This is a genomic window from Brevibacillus brevis (genome assembly GCF_031583145.1).
Taxonomy (GTDB): domain Bacteria; phylum Bacillota; class Bacilli; order Brevibacillales; family Brevibacillaceae; genus Brevibacillus; species Brevibacillus brevis_E.
In genome coordinates this window covers 3,425,314-3,445,606 of record NZ_CP134050.1, presented here as the reverse complement: position 1 = coordinate 3,445,606, position 20,293 = coordinate 3,425,314, and the positions used below count along the sequence as shown (strand labels likewise).

General features: G+C 53.9%; 19 protein-coding genes. 16 read left to right on the top strand and 3 right to left on the bottom strand.

Annotated features, from left to right (window positions below):
• Positions 1-5 precede the first annotated feature (5 nt).
• The 8 genes from RGB73_RS17105 (at position 6) to hfq (ending at position 9,493) form a co-directional block, all read left to right on the top strand.
• The gene (locus RGB73_RS17105) at positions 6-449 is read left to right on the top strand and encodes a YlbF/YmcA family competence regulator (RefSeq protein WP_310763888.1); all 444 of its coding nucleotides are present in this window, start codon (positions 6-8) and stop codon (positions 447-449) included.
• Positions 450-583: 134 nt separating this feature from the next.
• Positions 584-1,144 carry an outer spore coat protein CotE gene (gene cotE / locus RGB73_RS17100; RefSeq protein ID WP_310763887.1) on the top strand — a complete coding sequence of 187 codons (561 nt, stop codon included), beginning with the start codon at positions 584-586 and terminating at the stop codon, positions 1,142-1,144.
• A 115-nt stretch (positions 1,145-1,259) separates the two neighbouring features.
• Positions 1,260-2,528 (top strand): putative amidoligase domain-containing protein, encoded by a 1,269-nt coding sequence (locus RGB73_RS17095; RefSeq protein ID WP_310763886.1) that lies wholly within the window; start codon positions 1,260-1,262, stop codon positions 2,526-2,528.
• A gap of 78 nt (positions 2,529-2,606) precedes the next feature.
• On the top strand, positions 2,607-5,180 hold the full coding sequence (mutS, locus tag RGB73_RS17090) for a DNA mismatch repair protein MutS (RefSeq protein ID WP_310763884.1): 2,574 nt from the start codon (positions 2,607-2,609) through the stop codon (positions 5,178-5,180).
• Between the two features lie 23 nt (positions 5,181-5,203).
• Positions 5,204-7,312 (top strand): DNA mismatch repair endonuclease MutL, encoded by a 2,109-nt coding sequence (mutL, locus tag RGB73_RS17085; RefSeq protein WP_310763883.1) that lies wholly within the window; start codon positions 5,204-5,206, stop codon positions 7,310-7,312.
• A 170-nt stretch (positions 7,313-7,482) separates the two neighbouring features.
• Positions 7,483-8,268 carry a class I SAM-dependent methyltransferase gene (locus RGB73_RS17080; RefSeq protein ID WP_310763881.1) on the top strand — a complete coding sequence of 262 codons (786 nt, stop codon included), beginning with the start codon at positions 7,483-7,485 and terminating at the stop codon, positions 8,266-8,268.
• On the top strand, positions 8,265-9,224 hold the full coding sequence (gene miaA / locus RGB73_RS17075) for a tRNA (adenosine(37)-N6)-dimethylallyltransferase MiaA (protein ID WP_310763879.1): 960 nt from the start codon (positions 8,265-8,267) through the stop codon (positions 9,222-9,224). The genes RGB73_RS17080 and miaA overlap by 4 nt, the downstream gene beginning before the upstream one ends.
• A gap of 29 nt (positions 9,225-9,253) precedes the next feature.
• Positions 9,254-9,493, top strand: coding sequence for an RNA chaperone Hfq (gene hfq, locus RGB73_RS17070; protein ID WP_007719110.1), 240 nt, complete (start codon positions 9,254-9,256; stop codon positions 9,491-9,493).
• 133 nt (positions 9,494-9,626) lie between these two features.
• Here the strand turns inward: hfq and RGB73_RS17065 are convergent, their stop codons facing one another.
• Both RGB73_RS17065 and RGB73_RS17060 read right to left on the bottom strand, forming a co-directional pair.
• Entirely contained in the window at positions 9,627-10,859 is a 1,233-nt protein-coding gene (locus tag RGB73_RS17065) for a multidrug effflux MFS transporter (protein ID WP_310763856.1), read from the bottom strand.
• Positions 10,860-10,924: 65 nt separating this feature from the next.
• Positions 10,925-11,380 carry a MarR family winged helix-turn-helix transcriptional regulator gene (locus RGB73_RS17060; RefSeq protein WP_310763853.1) on the bottom strand — a complete coding sequence of 152 codons (456 nt, stop codon included), beginning with the start codon at positions 11,378-11,380 and terminating at the stop codon, positions 10,925-10,927.
• Positions 11,381-11,553: 173 nt separating this feature from the next.
• Here RGB73_RS17060 and infC point away from each other — a divergent pair, with 173 nt between their 5' ends.
• The 8 genes from infC to glnA all read left to right on the top strand — a co-directional run bounded on the left by infC (position 11,554) and on the right by glnA (position 19,495).
• A complete protein-coding gene (gene infC, locus RGB73_RS17055) occupies positions 11,554-12,039 on the top strand; it encodes a translation initiation factor IF-3 (RefSeq protein WP_310774374.1) in 486 nt (161 codons plus the stop codon).
• A gap of 109 nt (positions 12,040-12,148) precedes the next feature.
• Complete coding sequence (locus RGB73_RS17050; protein WP_310763851.1) at positions 12,149-12,907, top strand: DUF4184 family protein; 759 nt, start codon at positions 12,149-12,151, stop codon at positions 12,905-12,907.
• Between the two features lie 146 nt (positions 12,908-13,053).
• Positions 13,054-13,995, top strand: coding sequence for an AAA family ATPase (locus RGB73_RS17045; protein WP_310774370.1), 942 nt, complete (start codon positions 13,054-13,056; stop codon positions 13,993-13,995).
• A gap of 300 nt (positions 13,996-14,295) precedes the next feature.
• Entirely contained in the window at positions 14,296-14,517 is a 222-nt protein-coding gene (locus RGB73_RS17040) for a hypothetical protein (protein ID WP_310763848.1), read from the top strand.
• A gap of 243 nt (positions 14,518-14,760) precedes the next feature.
• On the top strand, positions 14,761-16,053 hold the full coding sequence (hflX, locus tag RGB73_RS17035) for a GTPase HflX (RefSeq protein WP_310763846.1): 1,293 nt from the start codon (positions 14,761-14,763) through the stop codon (positions 16,051-16,053).
• A 6-nt stretch (positions 16,054-16,059) separates the two neighbouring features.
• Positions 16,060-17,340, top strand: a complete 1,281-nt coding sequence (locus RGB73_RS17030; protein WP_396136114.1) for a methionine gamma-lyase family protein — start codon at positions 16,060-16,062, stop codon at positions 17,338-17,340.
• Positions 17,341-17,715: 375 nt separating this feature from the next.
• The gene (locus RGB73_RS17025) at positions 17,716-18,126 is read left to right on the top strand and encodes a MerR family transcriptional regulator (RefSeq protein ID WP_310763845.1); all 411 of its coding nucleotides are present in this window, start codon (positions 17,716-17,718) and stop codon (positions 18,124-18,126) included.
• A gap of 34 nt (positions 18,127-18,160) precedes the next feature.
• Positions 18,161-19,495, top strand: a complete 1,335-nt coding sequence (gene glnA / locus RGB73_RS17020; protein ID WP_310763843.1) for a type I glutamate--ammonia ligase — start codon at positions 18,161-18,163, stop codon at positions 19,493-19,495.
• Between the two features lie 615 nt (positions 19,496-20,110).
• Here glnA and RGB73_RS17015 read toward each other — a convergent pair.
• The gene (locus RGB73_RS17015; protein ID WP_310763840.1) at positions 20,111-20,281 is read right to left on the bottom strand and encodes a hypothetical protein; all 171 of its coding nucleotides are present in this window, start codon (positions 20,279-20,281) and stop codon (positions 20,111-20,113) included.
• Positions 20,282-20,293 lie beyond the last annotated feature (12 nt).

Sequence of the window (20,293 nt, the reverse complement as noted above, 5' to 3'; positions counted from 1 at the left end):
AAGAGATGGAACAGACCAATTTGTACACACAGAAAGAAATTTTAGACAAAGCCCGTGAGTTGGCCACAATGATTTCCCGTACCAATGAAGTTGATTTTTTCAAGCGGGCGGAGAATCAGATCAAGCACAATGAGCGCGTGCAGGAGCTCATCGACGCGCTCAAGCAAAAGCAAAAACAAATGGTGATGTTCGAGTCTATCAACAAACCGGAGCTCGTGAAAAAACTGGAAGATGAATTCAACCAGCTGCAGGAAGAACTGGATTCCATTCCGATCGTGAACGAGTTCAAGCAATCCCAGGTCGACGTAAACGATCTATTGCAAATGGTCACGCATGTCATTACGAATACCGTGTCGGAGCGGATCATCCTGGATACGGGCGGCAATCCGCTGACAGGCGAGACCGGCGGAGGACCTGAGAAAAAACACGACGGGGGCTGCGGCTGCTAACCCTCGGCGAAAACGGCAATGGCAGACCAGATGAGCTCCCGCGCGACTTTCCCTAAAATAAGATGGGTGTTTGCACCCTAGCCGAATGCCCTGCATACAAATGTACAGAAACGTTGTATGGAGGAGGTAACGAAATGTCGGGTACAGACAAAGAACTACAGTGCCGGGAACTCATCGCGAAAGCTGTCTGCGGTAAAGGCCATAAATTCTCTACTACCACCCACACCATCATACCGTCGCAAACTCCTTCGACGATCCTCGGATGCTGGATTATCAACACGAACTTCCAGGCAGAGAAAGTCGGAGACGCGGTTGAAGTATCTGGTACGTATGACGTCAACCTGTGGTTCTCGTTTGCAAATAACACGCAAACCGAAGTCAAGCGGGAAACTGTGAAGTTCTCCGTACTCGTTCCGCTCACGTTCTTCGACAAAAACTGCAGAGGCGATCTTGAAATCGTTGCTCGAGCCGTGGAACAGCCGAAGTGCGTAAAAGCAGAGTTGAGTGGTGGTGGCACGATTACAGTCAAGGTTGAAAGCGAGTTTGCGGTAGAGATCATCGGAGAAACGAAGGTATGCGTCGTTGTCTGCAATAATTGCGACGAGAAAGACTTCCACATTCTCGGGGATTATGAAGAAAACAGCGACGAATTTGACGACTTCGATTCCGCTACATTGCTCGACGAGCTTGACTAAGAGGAGAATCCCATCTCCTCTTTTTTCTTTGTCTTTTTTCATCTGTAGCGGCTGACTCACTCTTTTCTGGGCGAAAACATAGGATACACCAGTAGACTGAGGGAGAGTGAGTGACATGCTTGCACGTAAGGCACAGGCAGGGAATGTGGCAGCATGGATGACAGCCAATGCCAAGGAAGCCGTCGATCACTTGCATCGGCCGGGGCTGGGGCGCTGGCTGCTGCGGCTGAGCGGCATCCCTGTGACGGCGGGAAGCATCACCCTGCCCGGGTGGCGGACGTACAAGGTCAGCTTGTATCAGGAGCACGTCCTGGAGATGACGCGAAGCAGCCAGAGTCCGCAATGGCTGTTGCAGCGCATGGAGGATCCGATTTTCGAACCCGTCTCGCTGTCTTCCCTCGACCCCGAAGCGAGTCTGGTCAAAAGCCTTGCAGCCCGAAGCCTCTACGCGGCTGGAATTGACGCGGGCCAGGTGACGATCACCGCTGCTTCCGCACATCGCGCGAAAGTCGTGAGTGTCGTCCCGGACTGGCCAATGCAGTCGGCGGATGCTTTTTTTCAGGCGGCAAGCCAGTGGTGGGAAGCAAAGCTGTCGACCCAACCCCAAGAGCTGAGCAAAATGGGGGCAGATCCGGAATTCGCGTTGCGCGGGCCGGACGGGGAGATGGCGCTTGCCTCTGACTTTTTAAAGGTAAAGGGAACGGTCGGCTGCGACACGACGAGGTATCGGGAAGAGCTCGCGATGCATCAGCATCCAGTAGCAGAGCTGCGACCCGCTCCATCGGAAGATCCGGATGAACTGTTTTTTCACGTAAGGGAAGCGCTGCGACTGGCCGCGAAAAAAATCGGCAATCCGAAGGTGGAGTGGGTAGCGGGAGGAATGCCTTTTACCGGCTATCCCATCGGCGGGCACATCCATTTTGGCGGACTGACTCCTACTTTCGCCCTGCGGCGCAAGCTGGACGCATATCTGGCTTTGCCGCTCGTACTGATCGAGGACGAAGGCTGCCGTCTTCGGCGGAAGCGGTACGGTTTTTTGGGCGACGTCAGGGAAAAGGAGTACGGTTTTGAATATCGGACCCTTCCGAGCTGGCTGGTACATCCGGAAGTGGCCCGGGGGCTGCTACACCTGGCGAGGCTGGTGGCGACCTGCCATTCGCAGCTGAATGCCGTGCCGCATTTGCAGCTGGCTCTGATCAAAGCCTATTATCGTGGGGAAAAATCGGTGCTCGCGCCTTATGTCCGCCAGATTTGGAGAGAGCTTGCCCAGCTGCCGGGATACACGCTCTCGCGCATTCACCTGGATCGGTATTTTTCCCGTTTGCTGTCACAGGAGCCATGGCCGGCTGACGAGGATTTGCGCAAAGCGTGGGCGATCTCCTAAGCGCTCGCATCGGTTCAACATCGCTCGCGATTCATGTTATAATAACTGTCGAGATTGGTAGGCTAGGAGAAGAATACAATGACTGGGTATACACCGATGATTCAACAGTATCTGGCGATCAAACGAGATTTCCCGGATACTTTCTTATTTTTTCGCTTGGGCGACTTTTATGAACTGTTTTTTGACGACGCCGTTCTTGCGTCCCGCGAGCTGGAAATAACGCTGACGGGCCGGGAAGGCGGAGGGGATGAACGCATTCCGATGTGCGGTGTGCCCCACCACGCCGCAGATGGCTACATCGCCGAACTGTTGAAGAAAGGCTACAAAGTGGCTGTTTGTGAACAAGTGGAGGACCCGAAGGCTGCCAAAGGCGTCGTTCGTCGGGAAGTGACACGCGTGATCACGCCGGGGACGATGATGGAAGGCAAATGGTTGACAGACAAGGAAAACAACTACATGGCAGCCGTGGCGCAGCTCGATGGGCGCACAGGGATCGCCGCTTGCGACATGAGTACAGGGGAGATGCATGTGACATCTCTCCTCGGCAGCGGGGAGAGTGCATTTGAGGAAGCGCTCCAATACCGTCCGAAAGAGCTCGTGTTTTGCGGCCTCTCGTCCACGCCGAAGACCGCTCTGCCGTTTACGGTTCTGGACGCAAGTGAGCTCGACGCATTTGCCGTCGACTCGCAGTACCAGGAGCAGGCGAAAGAGCTCGATTTAGCCATGAGGCTTGCAGTGAATGCGCTCCTCAGTTACATAGGGACGACCCAAAAGCGAAGCCTGGCACATATGCGTACCATCAAACGCTATGACGCGAACCAGTATTTGCAAATGGACGGTTTTTCCAGGCGGAATCTCGAGCTGACGGAAACGATCCGCGACAAGACCAAAAAAGGATCGCTGCTTTGGCTACTCGACCGTACCGAGACAGCGATGGGCGGTCGTCTGCTGCGCCGTTGGATCGAACGTCCGCTGCTGCGACATCAAGAGCTGCAGGCACGCCTGGATGCGGTCGAGGCTTTGAAAGCCGATCTGCTGCTGCGTTCCGACGTCCGCACCTGCCTGGATCGCGTATACGATCTGGAGCGCCTGGCTGGACGCATTTCGTATGGAAATGCAAACGCCCGGGATCTGATACAATTGCGTCACTCTCTCGAGGCGGTTCCGGATTTAAAGCGTCTGCTTGCCCAGACGCATTCTCCCGTGCTGGAGGAACTGGCAGGGGGGATGGAGGACTGCTCGGACATCGTCGGATTTCTTCAGGCTGCACTCGTCGACGATCCCCCGCTTTCCGTCAGGGAAGGCGGCATGATCCGGACCGGCTACGACGAATATCTGGACAAGCTGCATACCGCCAGCAGGGAAGGCAAGACGTGGATCGCGCAGCTGGAGCAGGCTGAGCGGGAAGCGACGGGCATCCGCTCGCTGAAAGTCGGCTTCAACAAGGTATTCGGCTACTATATCGAGGTGTCCAAAGCCAATATCGCCAGCGTGCCGCAGGGCCGCTACGAAAGGAAACAGACACTAGCCAATGCGGAGCGGTACATCACACCTGAACTCAAGGAACGGGAAGCGCTCATTTTGGAAGCGGAAGAAAAAATGATTGAGCTGGAGTATCAGCTATTCGCGGCTATTCGCTCCGAAATCGCTCAGCATATTCCCCGGCTGCAAGGGCTCGCAGAGCGGATTGCCGCTGTTGACGTGCTGCAGTCCTTCGCGACGGTCAGCGACGAGCGCGGGTACGTGCGGCCAGAGCTGGCGGAATCCGGGGAATTCCTCATCGAAGAAGGCCGCCATCCGGTTGTGGAAGCCGTCCTGGACAAGGAGAAGTACGTAGCCAACGACGCGAGGATGGATCAGGAAGGCCGCCACGTCCTGTTGATTACAGGGCCGAACATGGCGGGGAAAAGTACGTATATGCGTCAAATTGCGCTCATTACCGTGATGGCGCAAATCGGATGCTTCGTACCGGCAAAGTCGGCCAAGCTGTCCTTGGTGGATCAGATTTTCACCCGGATCGGCGCAGCCGATGATCTGGTCGGAGGACACAGCACGTTTATGGTCGAGATGCTGGAGACGAAGCATGCCCTGCAAAAGGCGACCGAACGCAGCCTGATCCTGCTGGATGAAATCGGGCGGGGGACATCGACCTACGACGGTATGGCCCTCGCACAAGCCGTCATCGAGTACATTTGTCAGAAGATCGGCGCCAAAACCCTTTTTTCCACACACTATCACGAATTGACCAGCCTGGAAGAGACGATGAGCGGTGTCGTCAACGTTCACGCCCGCTGCGAGGAGCGGGAAGGCAAGCTTCTGTTTTTGCATAAAATCGAGGAAGGCCGCGCTGACAAGAGCTACGGTATCCATGTGGCAGAGCTGGCGGAGATGCCGGTGTGGGTCATCGAACGGGCAAGAAGCATCCTGGCAGGACTGGAGGCAGGAAGCTCCGCTGCGAAGGATATGCAGATGTCTCTGGACATGCTCTGGTCTGCCCCTGTCGCAGCTGTCAAAGAAGAGCCAGCTCCCCAGCTAGCAGCCGTAGAGCTGGCGATTATGGAAGAACTGCGCGAGCTTGACCTGAATCAAACGACGCCGATGGATGCCATGATGAAGCTGTTTGCCTGGAAGCAGCAGTTGAAGAGACGGTAATTTGCGGCGAGTAGGAGGTACCCATGGGCAAAATTCAAGTGCTGGACGAACAGCTTGCCAATATGATCGCAGCGGGCGAGGTGGTAGAGCGTCCTGCATCCGTCGTCAAGGAATTGGTCGAAAACGCCATCGATGCGCAGGCGACGACGATTGAGGTGCACGTGGAGGAGGGCGGTTTGGAGCTCATCCGCATTGTGGACGACGGACAAGGAATGGACCGCGATGACTGCTTGCTCGCCTTCGAGCGCCATGCGACGAGCAAAATCCAGTCGTCCCGCGATTTATTTCGGATCCGTACGCTCGGATTTCGCGGCGAGGCGCTGCCCAGCATCGCCGCGGTGTCGCGCCTGGAGCTGACGAGCAGCACCTCCAGCAGCCAGGTAGGCACTCGCCTGACGATCGATGGCGGCCAGGTGGGCCAGCCAGAAGACGTGGCGGCGCCGAAGGGGACGGAGATTCGGGTGCGAAGCCTGTTCTTCAATACACCGGCACGATTGAAGTACATGAAGTCGATCGCGACTGAGGTCGGGCATATTTCCGATTACGTCAATCGTCTGGCTCTGACGCATCCCAACATCGCGTTCACCCTGACGCACAACGGAAAGACGCTGCTCACGACATCGGGCGACGGCAAGCTGCTGCATGTGATGGCAGCCATATACGGCGTACAGGTCGCCAAGCTGCTGCTGCCGATATCGGGCGAGACACTGGACTTTCGCTGGAGCGGTTTTGTTTCCAAGACGGAAGTGACGCGGGCCAATCGCTCGTACTTGTCGACGCTCGTCAATGGGCGCTATGTTCGCAGCTATGCCCTCAACAACGCCATCATGCGCGGCTACCATACCTTGCTTCCGATCGGCAGGTTCCCTATCGTCGCCTTGCAGATCGAGATGGATCCGACGCTTGTCGATGTCAACGTCCACCCGGCCAAGCTGGAGGCGAGGTTCAGCAAAGAGGACGAGCTATGCGGCGCAATCGAACAATCGGTGAAGGCGACGCTGCGCCAAGGTCTCGGGATCGTTCGTCCAATGGTGTCCAGCCCCAAAGCGAAGGTGGTAACGCAGGTCGTGCAGCCCCAGTTTGATCTGCAGCTGCCGAAGCCGAGTGTGACCGTCTCTCCATCGCTGGAAGCCAGTCCTCGACTTCAGGAATGGCTCTCGAAGCAAAGCCAGCAACGGGTCCAGCCGGCACAGGTCCCGACAGCAACTTTGCCGCCGGCTACGGTCAAAGAAGCGGGAGGGGACTATGCGAGAGGGGAAAACACCCACTTCTCAGACGCCCTATGGAGTGCGAAACCGGTTGGCCAAGAGGACAGGGAAACGGGGACATGGGAAGAAGGAGCTCTTAACCCGGGAAGAGAAAAAGCGATCGGAACCAAAATCGGTGTGTCCGCCGCCCAAGAGGCAACAACGGATACATTGGCTGTAAACATACCGATACCGCAGGTGGAATCGATGTCGGCAGCTTCCGGGATGGCCGCCAGCTTAGCCGAACCGGATACGTCCGATACGGGGGCGACCGGCAGTGCGGAAGAAGAATCGGCGGTACCATTGCTGTATCCGGTCGGACAGGTACACGGCACATACATCGTGGCCCAAAACGACGAAGGCATGTATCTGATTGACCAGCACGCTGCCCAGGAACGAATCTTTTACGAATACTTCATGGCCAAACTGGAGGAAGAGGGCGTCTCCAGTCAGATCATGCTGTTTCCCCATACGGTCGAAGTGACCTCTGCCGAAGCAGCCAAGCTGGAGAAACGCCTTTCGTTGCTACAGTCGTTTGGCCTGGAGATCGAATCGTTCGGGGGACGGACGTTCATCGTGAGGGCTCATCCTCACTGGTTCCCGGAAGGAGCGGAAATCGAAGTCATCGAAGAGCTGATCCAATTCGTCCTCGAAGCCGGTGAAAGCATGCAGGCCAATGTGGTGCAGATGCGGGAAAAGGCAGCGATCCTCATGTCCTGCAAAGCGTCCATCAAGGCGAATCGCTACTTGACGCACGCCGAGATGGAGAGCTTGCTCAATCAGCTGCGAAGGACTACGAGTCCGTTTACTTGCCCGCACGGCAGACCGATTATCATTCATTTCTCCGGGTACGATCTGGAAAAGATGTTCAAGCGGGTCATGTAGGCGGCAAAGGACAATCAGCTCCCTTCATCCTCAGAATTTTTCCTGGGGATTTTCGGGCTGCAAGGGGAGCAGTTTTCAAAAAGATTTGTTTGACTCCCGAATTTAATCCTGCGTACAATAAAAGAGTTTCCGTCCACCTGGGACGAACAGATGAGGGGATGAACGGACACATGATCGTAACGACCGGACTCGAGCCCGGATGGGAAACCAGGCAACACGCTGTTGAATTGGCTGCCCGCTTCGGCTTGCAAGTCACCGAGCGGAGCGATTTGTCGCTCAACGAATTGCGAAGGCGCCATGGCGACGATGAAGTGCTGATCGTATCGGCGTTGGGCGCTCGTCTGGAAAAGCCGGGAAAAAAGCCGTTCTTTTTTCATCCGAACACATCCGCCTTTCGTATAAAGCGCCTTTTACGGGGCGATACTGATGCTATGCTTGTCGCTTGCCAAATTCAACCAGGGGACTTTGTCCTGGATGCGACGATGGGTTTGGGTGCAGATGCGATTGTGTTTGCTCATGCCACAGGCACAGAAGGACGCGTCGTTGGCGTAGAGTCGGAGGAAGTGCTGGCCATCTTGGTAGAAGACGGCTTTCGGCATTGGGCTTCCGGCGAGGTTGCTCTGCAGCAAGCCATGAGACGCATCGAGGTCCGCTGCGGAAACCATCTGGATGTTCTTCGGGATTTGCCTGATGGTTCCTTTGACGTCGTCTATTTCGACCCGATGTTTGAAACGACGGTTCACAGCTCGACCGGAATCGCAGGAGTCCGCGAGTATGCGAATTCCGAAGCGCTCACGGAAGAGGCCATTTCCGAGGCGATGCGGGTCGCCAAAAAGCGAGTGGTTCTGAAAGAAGGAAAGACAGGTCGCATGTACGAGCGTTTTGGCTTTCTCCCGTTTCGCTCGCGCGGCCAGCAGGTCGTGTACAGCTACAAAGAGATAGGTGGAGGGGAGTGACCTTGCACAAGAAAGAGAAGCTTGTTGTCATTATCGGCCCGACAGCCGTTGGCAAAACGGATCTCAGTCTGGAGCTGGCAGAACAGTTCGAGGGAGAAATCATTTCCGGCGACTCCATGCAGGTCTACCGGGGCATGGATATCGGTACGGCGAAAGCGTCTCCGGAGGAGCTGGCGCGTGTACCGCATCATCTGATTGACATCATCTCCCCCGGCGATGAATATTCTGTCGCCAGTTTTCAGGAAAGCGCCACACGACTGATCACGGAAATCAACGAGCGGGGGCATTTGCCGTTCATCGTGGGCGGCACGGGTCTCTACATAGAATCGGTCACCCATCGCTTTCAATTTTCGCAGACTGCCCAAGACCCGGAGCTGCGCGATCGATTGCATCGACTGGCGGAAACAGAAGGAGTGGAAGCGCTCCATGCCCGTCTGGCGCAAGTCGATCCGATCACGGCCGAACGACTTCACCCCAATGATGTGAAGCGGGTCATACGCGCTTTGGAAATATACGAAAGCAGCGGATACAAAATGTCCGAGTTCCAGTTGAGGGCGCAGCATTCCCCGTACGATCTGGTCATGATCGGTCTGACGATGGATCGCGCCAAGCTGTACGAGCGCATCAACCATCGGGTAGACCTCATGATGGAAGCCGGACTGGTGGAAGAAGTGAGAGGTCTGTTGGACCGCGGATACGACGCATCCTTGGTGTCCATGCAGGGACTTGGGTACAAAGAGCTGATTCCGTACTTGTACGGGGAGATCACGCTGGAAAAAGCGGTCAATGACATCAAACAGCGGACCCGGCATTTTGCAAAGCGGCAGCTATCCTGGTTCCGCCGCATGCCAGAAATCCAATGGTTTGACATGACGGAGCCGGAAAAGCGTCCGCACAACGTGCAAACTATCAAGCAAATATTGGCAGGAAAGTTTCAACAATTGCCGAATATATAACATACAAGTCCTTTTAGGGGGTAATGAACATGAAACAGACGATCAACATTCAAGATACGTTCTTGAATCATTTGCGGAAAGAAAACATCGCGGTTACCATTTACCTGGTAAACGGATTTCAATTGCGCGGCTACATTAAAGCGTTCGATAATTTCACGATCGTGATTGATAGCGAAGGCAAACAGCAGCTGGTGTACAAACACGCAATTTCCACCTTTACTCCGCAACGTCCGGTATCGCTCATGTCTCAGGAGAACAACCAACAGTAAGATCGTGCATTTTGGAAAGTCCGGGAAGCGAGCAGCCCGGACTTTTTTCTTGTTTGAGGAAAAAAAGCGGGGGCAAAGAAAAAACGGGCAAAAGAACACAGTCGCGTGTCCTTTGCCCGTCCAGGACGGCTGGTTATACGTGGGATGCCTTCCGGCGAATCATGAGCAGATAGCAGAGCGTGGAACCAATGGTTGCAGCCGCCATTACCACGCCCATCGGGACCGCTGTGCTGCTGCCGCCGATCCCGACTAGCGGGGCCACAATGCCACCCCCGATGAAGGAGATCAACCCTTGAAGGGCGGAAGCGCTGCCCGCAGCCTTGCTCTGGTTTTGCATCGCCAGGGAAAAGCCCGTCGCCCCGACGATCCCTACGCAGGACACGACGAAAAAGAGAGGAACAAGCACGGCGAACAGACCCGCACCGATCAAAATCATGGCCAGCAGAAGGATCCCGCCGATTGCAGCGATGCTGATCCCTGCGATAAAAAGAGTGGTCTCTTTGACTTTGCCAGCCAGTTTTCCGGTGACCTGGCTGGCGATGATGATGCCAAGGCCATTCACGGCAAAAATGACACTGAACATCTGGGGAGAGACGCCAAAGATCTCTTGCAGGACGAAAGGAGAGCCGGAAATATAGGCAAACATGGCAGCCGTTACGAGACCCTGCGCCAAGGCATAGCCCATAAACGTGCGGTCTCTCACCAAATTGCCGAAAGTGGCGAGCGTATGGTTGAGACCGCCTTTTGAGCGCATTTGTGCAGAGAGCGTCTCAGGCAGGCCGAACAAAACAGTGACGAACATGATCAGACCAATCACTCCGAGGACGACAAAAACGCCGTGCCACGACGTCACTTGCAGCAGCTGACCTCCCGCAATCGGAGCGGCGATGGGAGCGATCCCGTTGATCAGCATCAGCAAAGCGAAAAACTTGGTAAGCTCCGTCCCCGAATACATATCGCGGACCGTTGCGCGAGCGATAACGATCCCAGCGGAGCCCGCCATTCCCTGTATGAGGCGAAGCAGGAGGAACGTCCAGATCGATGGCGCGACCGCACATAAAAACGAAGATACGGCATAAAGGATGAGTCCGATCAAAAGCGGTTTGCGCCGGCCTTGCACATCGCTGAGAGGTCCTGCGAACAGCTGCCCGACCGACAATCCGACGAGGCAAGCGGTAAGGCTCAGCTGCGCCATGGAGGTCGTCGTTTGCAAATCCGTTTCCAGCATCGGCAGGGCGGGCAAGTACATGTCCAGGGAAAGAGGTCCAAATGCGGACAAGGAACCGAGGATAATCGCCATCCACAGCCGGCGGGAGCGACTGACGGAAGATTCAGTGGTTTCCAGTTCTTTTGCAAGATTGTTCAATGGGAGAATTCCAACCTTTCTTTCGGAGTTTGAGTCGCAGCCATGAGTCGAGATCTGCGATGAAGCTAGCTTCCGCGCGCATGCTCGCTTTTGAACATTTCCAGGTCGGCGTGAATGCGTGTGAGCATGTCCCAGAGCATCGTCTTTTCTTCTTCGGTGAAACGTTCAAAGCATTTGCCTTCCAGCAGCTCCAGGGCATCCTTGACTGCTCCGGCTGCAATTCTGCCTTTGTCTGTCAAATAGACGCGCGAACTGCGCTGATCGTGCGGGTCCGGTCTGCGAGTGACAAGGCCGGATTTCTCCATCCGGTTGATCATGACGGTCAAGGTAGCCGGTTTCACGTTCATTCGGCGAGCGAGTTCTTTTTGCACCATCCCGTCTGTACGAGTCAGCCGCATGAGCAGAGGAGGCTGCCCGGGGTGCACGTCGTACTTTTGAATAAGCATATCCACGTTTTGCCGATGAAGCTTCATGACGTGACCCATCAAGTGTGTAAGGGCATTTGCGTAGTCGAAATCCACGTCGATTCCTCCAATTTGGTTAGCTGGCTAACTAAACGTACTGTAATTGATTCTCATTCGAGTGTCAATACTTCCAGCTCCTTCCCTTATGGTACAATCTTCAAAGGGTACAAACGGGAGTACTGAAGGGTTTGTCGAATCCAAAGATCAAGAAGAAACGAGTGAGCCATACGATGATTGCCAACGAAAAAATTAAAGCGGCAGAAGTACAGGTAACTGGCGTAAACGGTGAGGATTTGGGCATCATGTCCACAAAAGAAGCATTGCAAATGGCGAAGGAGCTGGATGTGGATCTGGTATGCCTGTCTCTCGCTTCCAGTCCGCCTCCGTGCCAGCTGGTGAGCCGTACGGATTTCAAGCAGCAAAAAGTGAAAGAAAACGCGAAAAACCGGAAGGCGGAAAAAGGCCCTAAGGTGAAAGAGGTCCGGCTGAGTGCCTTCATTGAAGATCACGATTACGAGACGAAAAAGCACCAGGCGGAGCGGATTCTCCAAGCGGGCGACGTTGTAGAATTGACGGTCCGGCTGGAGAAAAAGGAGAGCCAGGAAGCGAAAAGGCTGGTGGAGGAGCTCGTCCGCGACTTGGCCCACTGCGGAAAGCAAGAGAAAGGGATACAGGTGAGTGGAAAACAGGTCGTAGCGGTCGTCCTGCCCCTTTGAGAAGAAGTGACACCCGGCGAACGAAAGCTTCCGCGTCGGGTGTTTTTCTTTTGGCCCGTATCTTTTTCCTTTCACTCTTCGTCTTACGAAAAAGAGAGGGGAGAGTTCGTTGCCGTTTACTTTCGCACATCCCGCCATTGTACTGCCGCTTCGCAAGTCCCGTTTCTTTTTCTTTCCTGCATTGGCGCTGGGCAGTATGGCACCGGATTTCGAATATTTTTTCCGCATGCAGCCATACAGTGTATACAGTCATACGATTGCAGGCATCTTCTGGTTTGACTTGCCCCTGGTTGCCTGTCTTTGGCTGCTGTTTCATGCGATTGTCCAGGAGCCGCTCATCGCGTGCTTGCCTGAGGCGGTCGGCAGGAGAATCGGGCCTGTCTTCCGCACAGCCGCCTTCGGGCCCAGCTGGCGTTGGGTGCTTATTTTTGTTTACTCGGCCTTGCTCGGGATCGGTAGCCATATCGTATGGGATGCATTTACCCATAAAGGGGGATATGCTGTCCTGCAGCTGCCCGTTCTCGAACATCAAATCGGCTTCGGAGCTTGGGTATGGCCCGTTTACAAGTGGCTGCAGCACGGAAGCTCGTGCATCGGCTTTGCTGCAATCGCACTGGTGCTCTGGAAAGCGGGGAGGAAGAGGGGAGCTTTTCCGCGAGAGAGAAGGCTTCCTGTCTGGATCAAATGGATGTTTTGGGGTGGTTCGTGGCTGGTGGGAGTCATCGTGGCCGGTCTGCACGTTTCCGGAAAAAATGCGGATTTGACCTTGCCGCATTTGCTCTCCGGTGTCGTTCCCTTCTTGTCCGGCTGCATGCTCGGCGTCCTGCTCTTCTCGTGGGCCACGGGCAGGTTTGTCTTGAAAAAATAGGGCAGGATTGGCTGATCCATGAGTATACTAATGTAGGGACCAGGAGGCAGGTGATCGCCATTCGCACGCGATCTGTAACCGAAACAATCCGGGTAGTGATCATACACTCATTCTAGGGCGACAGGTGGGTGAACAGATTGAGGCAAATGGATAACAGTGTGTCCGTCGAGTCTAGCAGCATGCCAAGCTCGGGAAATCGGATCCAGGTCGTATTCAAAAGGGAAGTCCCCAAGAAACCGGTTCATTCCCTGGCAGCAAATGTAAGTGCGACGGCACCGGAAGGATTGCTGGTACTGTTTGAAGAGCTGGAAGGACTTGTTGGACTGCAAGAAGCGAAGAAAACCATTTATGAGATATACGCTCTGCACAAAATCAACAAGGAGCGGGAAAAGCATAATCTAAAGCTCGAGAAACAGGTATACCACATGGTCTTTAAAGGGAATCCCGGCACAGGCAAGACGACAATTGCCCGATTGTTCGGGAAGATCTTTCGCGAAATGGGCATTTTGAGCAAAGGTCATCTCATCGAGGTCGAACGCGCTGACTTGGTAGGGGAATTCATCGGCCATACCGCGCAAAAAACAAGGGATTTGGTGAAAAAGGCCCTGGGCGGCATCTTGTTTATCGACGAAGCGTACTCCCTGGCACGAGGCGGGGAAAAAGACTTCGGAAAGGAGGCGGTAGATTGTTTAACGAAAGCGCTCGAGGACTCCAACAAAGATTTCATTTGCATCATCGCCGGATACAACGATGAGATGGACAGCTTTTTGGAGCTGAATCCCGGTTTGCCGTCCCGCTTTCCCGTCCATATTCATTTTTCCGATTATACAGTCGACGAGCTGCTGGAAATCGCCAACCTGATGGCGAAAGGGAAAGATTTTGAGCTGACGAAAGACTCTTTGGAAAAGATCAGGCGTTCAGTAACGGCGATCCTGAATGATCCTTTTCAGGCAAACTTCAGCAATGCCCGGTACATCCGGAACTGCATCGAGAAAGCGATCAGGGTTCAGGCAGTTCGCCTCGTAAAATCGAATCAGCTATCCCGAGAGGATTTGATCAGACTGAAGCCAGAGGACTTTTCCCTCTAATTTTTGGCCTTCACGCTTTTATTTTTCGTTGATGACTACATGAGCGTGGGGTAAGATGGATTTGGTTGTAAAAATATGGAATGGTTTATAATAACAAGCGTGTGTTGTTGGGAGGCTATCGTGAACACAGCAATAACCATGGTATTATCTTCTCTGCTTGTAATGTATGCGGGGACGGCTCCGATACATAGCGGGTAGCCTGATTCCAAGCCCATCAGAACGGCCGCAGCCATCCCAACGGAAGAAATCAGTCCGGATATAAGGAACTGGGGGAATAAATACTATACGCAAATGGTCCAGATGGATAAAAACGGGGAAACGATGGGGGCGGCTTTTATAGACGAATTCGTTGAGTTTTCCATCTACATGCAGCCCAAAAATGAGAGCGAGCAGCTCCTTTTCGATCTGCTGATCGACTTGTACGCAAACAAACGAATGCTGGAAATCGAGGGGAAAAACCATCCGGCTAGGAAAGCATTCAACCAAACCGCACAGGCATTGCAAGAGATTTTAGCGAAATAGACCGTGACGCGGTCTTTTTTTCGTTTCGCCGCTGAGCGGGAGAAAAGAAATGATATTGGCGCAAGAATTGCAAAAGCTAGGGATGGGAGCGGAAAAGGAAGGGGGGCGGCATTCCGAGCGAGAGTGCTGCTGGTGCCCCAGCCGAGCCAAGTCACACCGACCTGAAACGAAGCGTTGTCTGGAGAGGCGCGTAACGGTTTGGGGGAAAATGTGGTATGATAGGGGAAGAAAGGGCGTGAATCGGTGAACGATGTGATTAAGACGAAGGAAACGGCCATCCTGGTCGGATGCCTTTTGGATAACCGCGATGAAGAACGCATGCGCCTGTCGATGGAAGAGCTGCAAGAGCTAGCCGATACGGCAGGTGTCGAGGTGCTGGATGTCATTACCCAAAGCCGGGATCGAATCGATCCGGCCTGGTACTTGGGTACAGGGAAAATCGACGAGCTTGCCCAGCGCGCGGAAGAGCTGGATGTCGATGTGGTCATTTTCAACGACGAGCTTTCCCCGAGCCAGACGCGCAATCTGGATCGGCTGTTCGACTGCAAGGTCATCGACCGTACGCAGTTGATTCTCGATATTTTTGCCGGGCGTGCCCAGTCCAGGGAAGGGAAGATCCAGGTGGAGCTGGCCCAGTACAACTACTTGCTCCCGCGTCTGGCAGGACAAGGAAAACAGCTGTCACGGCTCGGCGGCGGGATCGGTACGAGAGGCCCCGGGGAATCCAAGCTGGAGAGCGACCGCCGCCACATACGCCGTAGAATCACCGAGCTGAAGCAGCAGCTGGCGGATACGGTTCGTACCCGCACGTTGCACAGGGAGCGACGCAAGAAAAACAACGTTTTCCAGGTTGCGTTGGTCGGTTACACCAATGCGGGCAAGTCCACCATTTTAAACCAGCTCACCAACGCGAACACCTTGCAGGAAAACAAGCTTTTTGCCACACTGGACCCTACGACACGCCAGCTTTCGTTGCCGAGCGGGATGGAAGTGCTGCTGACGGATACGGTCGGGTTCATTCAGGATTTGCCGACCAGCCTGGTTGCAGCTTTTCGCTCCACGCTGGAAGGGGTCAAGGAGGCGGATCTGATCCTGCACGTGGTGGACAGTCACCATCCGGATCTGCAGATCCACATGGAGGTAGTCGATCGGATCCTGCGTGAGTTAAAAGCGGAGGACATCCCGCAGCTCGTGGTGTTCAACAAGGCGGACGCCATGAAAGAGGGCACGTACTTGCCCCCTGCGGACGAATGGATCCTGATCTCCGCCTTGCGAAAAGAAGACCAGGAGCGGCTGCTCAAGCGGATCGAATCGTACGCGCTCGCATCCTTCAACGAATTGACGCTGAAGGTCCCGGTCGAGCGAGGGGATATTCTTTCCCTCCTGCATCGCGAAGGCGTCGAGCTGGAGCAGCACTTCGATGAAAACGAAGAATCCTACCGCGTCACCGTGCGCGTAAACAAGGACCATCCGATCTACGGCCGGATTGCCCCTTTCCTCCTGGACAAACCAGAGATTGCAGAAGAGAGTTGGTAAGATAACGTGTTTCCATATTTTTCCCACGGCGAAAAGCTTCGCCCTTTCGTAATGGAAGTAGAAGCCATGATTTCGGAAAGACACAGACAGATTTCCGCACTCGTGGATACGAATCAGCTGAAAGTGCTTCGGTCTTTCCAGAAGCATGAAGTAAACGAGTTTCATTTTGCCCCTTCGACGGGCTATGGCTACGATGACTCCGGCCGCGCCACCCTAGAATCGATTTACGCCGACGTATTTGGGGGAGAAGCGGCTCTAGTCCGTCCGCACATCATCTCTGGCACTCATGCCATCGCGATCTCCTTGTTCGGGATTTTGCGCCCGGGAGACGATCTGCTCTACATTACCGGCAAACCGTACGATACGTTGGAAGAAGTCGTGGGAGTGCGGGGAGAAGGTCAGGGCTCGCTCAAGGATTACGGGATCGGGTACAGCTATGTCCCATTGACGCCGGAGGGCGAGATCGACTTCGTGGCAGTCGCGGAAGCCATTACCCCCAAAACAAAAGTGATCGGAATCCAGCGCTCCCGAGGGTACGCCGACCGTCCTTCGTTTACCATCGCCAAGATTCAGGAGATGGTCCGGGTCGTCAAGGAAATCAAGCCCGATGTGGTGGTCTTCGTGGACAACTGCTACGGGGAATTCACAGAGGAACAGGAGCCGCTGCACGTAGGGGCAGACATCATGGCCGGCTCGCTGATCAAGAACCCTGGCGGAGGCCTTGTGAAGACCGGAGGCTATATCGTCGGCCGCAAAGACCTGGTGACGCTCGCTTCCTACCGGATGGCCGCACCGGGTATCGGAGCGGAGGGAGGCGCGTCGCTGTATTCGCTGCTGGAAATGTATCAAGGCTTCTTCCTCGCGCCGCACGTCGTGGGGGAAGCGCTCAAAGGGGCAATTTTTTCCTCCGCATTGCTTGAGCGCCTCGGCTTCCAGACGAATCCGCTTTGGCATGAACCGCGCACCGATTTGATCCAGTCCGTGGCTTTCGGCTCCGCAGAGCGACTGATCGCCTTTTGTCAAGGCATTCAAAAGGCGGCTCCGGTCGATTCTCACGTCACTCCATACCCGAGCGAGATGCCTGGCTATGCGGATCCGGTCATCATGGCCGCTGGGACCTTCATTCAAGGGGCGAGCATCGAGTTTTCCGCAGATGGTCCGATCCGCCCGCCGTATCTCGGATTCGTGCAAGGGGGCTTGACTTACTCGCATGTCAAAGTGGGCATCCTTACTGCACTAAATGGACTTCTCGAGAAAAACCTGCTGGAGCTGCCGGAGACAAAGTAAGGCCGGGAGAAAATAGGAGACAGCGCCATGCTCTGTTACGGGTATGACGCTGTTTTTTGTTTGACAAAAAACAAGGGAAGCGACTGACGTGTCTCTCGAAGGACAAGCCATACTCTCAGTGGATGCGGTAAAAGGAAATGGGCAGTGGACGAAATTACCCGCGAAAGGCGGATTCAGCCTGGAACTCCTCTGGGATCGGAGCTCATACGGATCCCCTTTGGATTGCAAAGAATGATGAGCGATTGTGTTTGGCAACGTGCAGTACACGCGCCAAAATTCTTTCCTGTTTTGCGTAATCTTTTCTAACATCGGTTGACAGGAAAGTTTGGAGTGCATAGAATAAACGTAAGGAATACAAATGAGGAGGGACAAGTCATGAGTGATGACATTCGCCGGAATATGGCCCTCTTTCCCATTGGGATCGTCATGAAGCTGACCGATCTGACTGCGAGGCAAATTCGCTATTATGAACAAAACGAACTCATTCAGCCAGCCCGCACCGAAGGGAAACAGCGGCTCTTCTCTTTCAATGATGTGGATCGATTGCTGGAGATCAAGGCTTTGATCGAAAAGGGATTGAACATCGCGGGCATTAAACAAGTGCTGCAAATGCAGGAGCCTGCTGTGGCGCCGTCCGAGATCACGGTCACGTCCGAGGCGAAGCGCAAGGAATTGTCCGAGAAAGACCTGCATCAACTGTTGAAGCAACAAATCATGTATCGCAATGCTTCTCGCTACGGCGAAGATGCGTTGATACGTGGAGAGCTTTCCCGGTTCTTCCACTGATAGAGAGTTGTACTAGAGACAGGAGGAGAGAAATGTGAGCAAGTACACAAAAGAAGACATTTTGCGTTTGGCCCAAGAAGAAGATGTAAGGTATATCCGCCTGCAGTTTACCGACTTGATGGGTGTAATCAAAAACGTTGAGATTCCCCTGTCCCAACTGCCGAAGGCCCTCGACAACAAAATGATGTTCGACGGTTCTTCTATTGAAGGCTTCGTGCGCATCGAGGAATCCGATATGTACCTGTATCCGGATCTGGATACATGGGTCGTTTTCCCATGGGGCAACGAGCACGGCAAAGTAGCTCGCCTCATCTGCGACATCTACATGCCGGATGGTACTCCGTTCGAAGGTGACCCGCGCCAAATCCTCAAGCGCGCCCTGAAAGAAGCGGAGGAAATGGGCTTTACATCGTTCAATGTTGGGCCAGAACCTGAATTCTTCCTGTTCAAGCTTGACGAAAAAGGCGTGCCAACCCTTGATCTGAACGACCAAGGCGGCTATTTCGACTTTGCTCCACTGGACCTCGGTGAAAACTGTCGTCGCGATATCGTATTGACCCTGGAAAAAATGGGCTTCGAAGTCGAGGCTTCCCACCATGAGGTAGCTCCAGGACAACACGAGATCGATTTTAAATACGCGAATGCGCTGAAAGCGGCCGACCAAATTTTGACCTTCAAACTGGTGGTCAAAACGATCGCGCAGAAGCACGGTCTGCATGCCACTTTCATGCCAAAACCGTTGTACGGTGTAGCAGGTTCCGGCATGCACGCCAACCAATCTCTCTTCCGTGGCGACAAAAACGCATTCTTCGACGAGTCTGAAGAACTGGGACTGAGCCAAACGGCAAGACATTACCTGGCAGGAATTCTGCACCATGCGCGCGGTTTCACTGCGATCACCAACCCGCTGGTGAACTCCTACAAGCGACTGGTACCGGGATATGAAGCTCCTTGCTACGTAGCATGGTCTGCGAAAAACCGTTCTCCGCTGATCCGCATCCCGTCTTCTCGCGGTCTGAGCACCCGTATCGAAGTGCGCAGCCCCGATCCGGCGTGCAACCCGTACCTGGCTTTGGCTGTGATGCTCAAAGCTGGCCTGGACGGAATCAAGAACAAGATCGAAGCTCCGCCTGCCATCGATCGCAACATCTACGTGATGAACGAGATCGAGCGCGAAGAAAACGGCATCGAAAACCTTCCGGCAACGCTGAAGGAAGCCATCGAGTGCCTGAAAGCGGACCCGGTGATCTGCGAAGCATTGGGCGAGCATGCATTGCTCCACTTTGTCGAAGCGAAAGAAATCGAATGGGATATGTTCCGTACACGCGTCCACGATTGGGAGCGCGAGCAGTACATGAGCACGTATTAAGAATGCAAACCCCTTGTGCCATTTGGTGCGAGGGGTTTTTGTTTTTATTGGTGAAGTCAAAAATTACCTACAATCCACTTATATACCTTCTGAATTTGTACCTCGAATTTACTCATACTATCGTTTTCAATCTTCTTTGAGATATAGGTATACGCATCTGTGGTCATTTGATTTCCGCTAAGATCAACGCTCCTGGATATCATTGATCTTCCCCTTTACAAACTTCAATGGTTTGATGCCGATGGCAAAACGTTTCATTGGGCGAAATACGATTATATATGTTTCATATGACGAGGGATGAAGAGCTGACTTAATACGGTGATTGTTTCTACTGTCCACCCAAAATAAAAGCCGCCAGCTATGCAATCAGGCGGAAGTAGATTTCTTATAAATGAAGCGACTTTTAGCAAATACAGGAGCGATAATCAAGGCCAGGCCGAACAAACAAAAGCTTAGCCCATATAACAAGACTGGTTTGATAACCATGAACGGTTCCAAAAAAATGAAACCAGTGTGCTCCGGTGGAATGCCGAAACACACTGGCTGCTTAGGTTTTTTTAGTTGTGTTTACTTGACAGGGGTATCACCATCGGATTGGAGGATTTGAACCTAATACTACCAGGGTACGTAGCAGGCTTTTGGTGTAGGGCAATAGGCTGGGGGAGTAGGGGGATTGCCGCCAGGAAGGTCTTTACCGTTTCCCCTACCGTCACCATAAGCAAAAGCAGCAGTAGATACAGACATCACCATCATGGTTGCGAAAGCGATGGCAATTAATTTTTTCATTGGTACCATCTC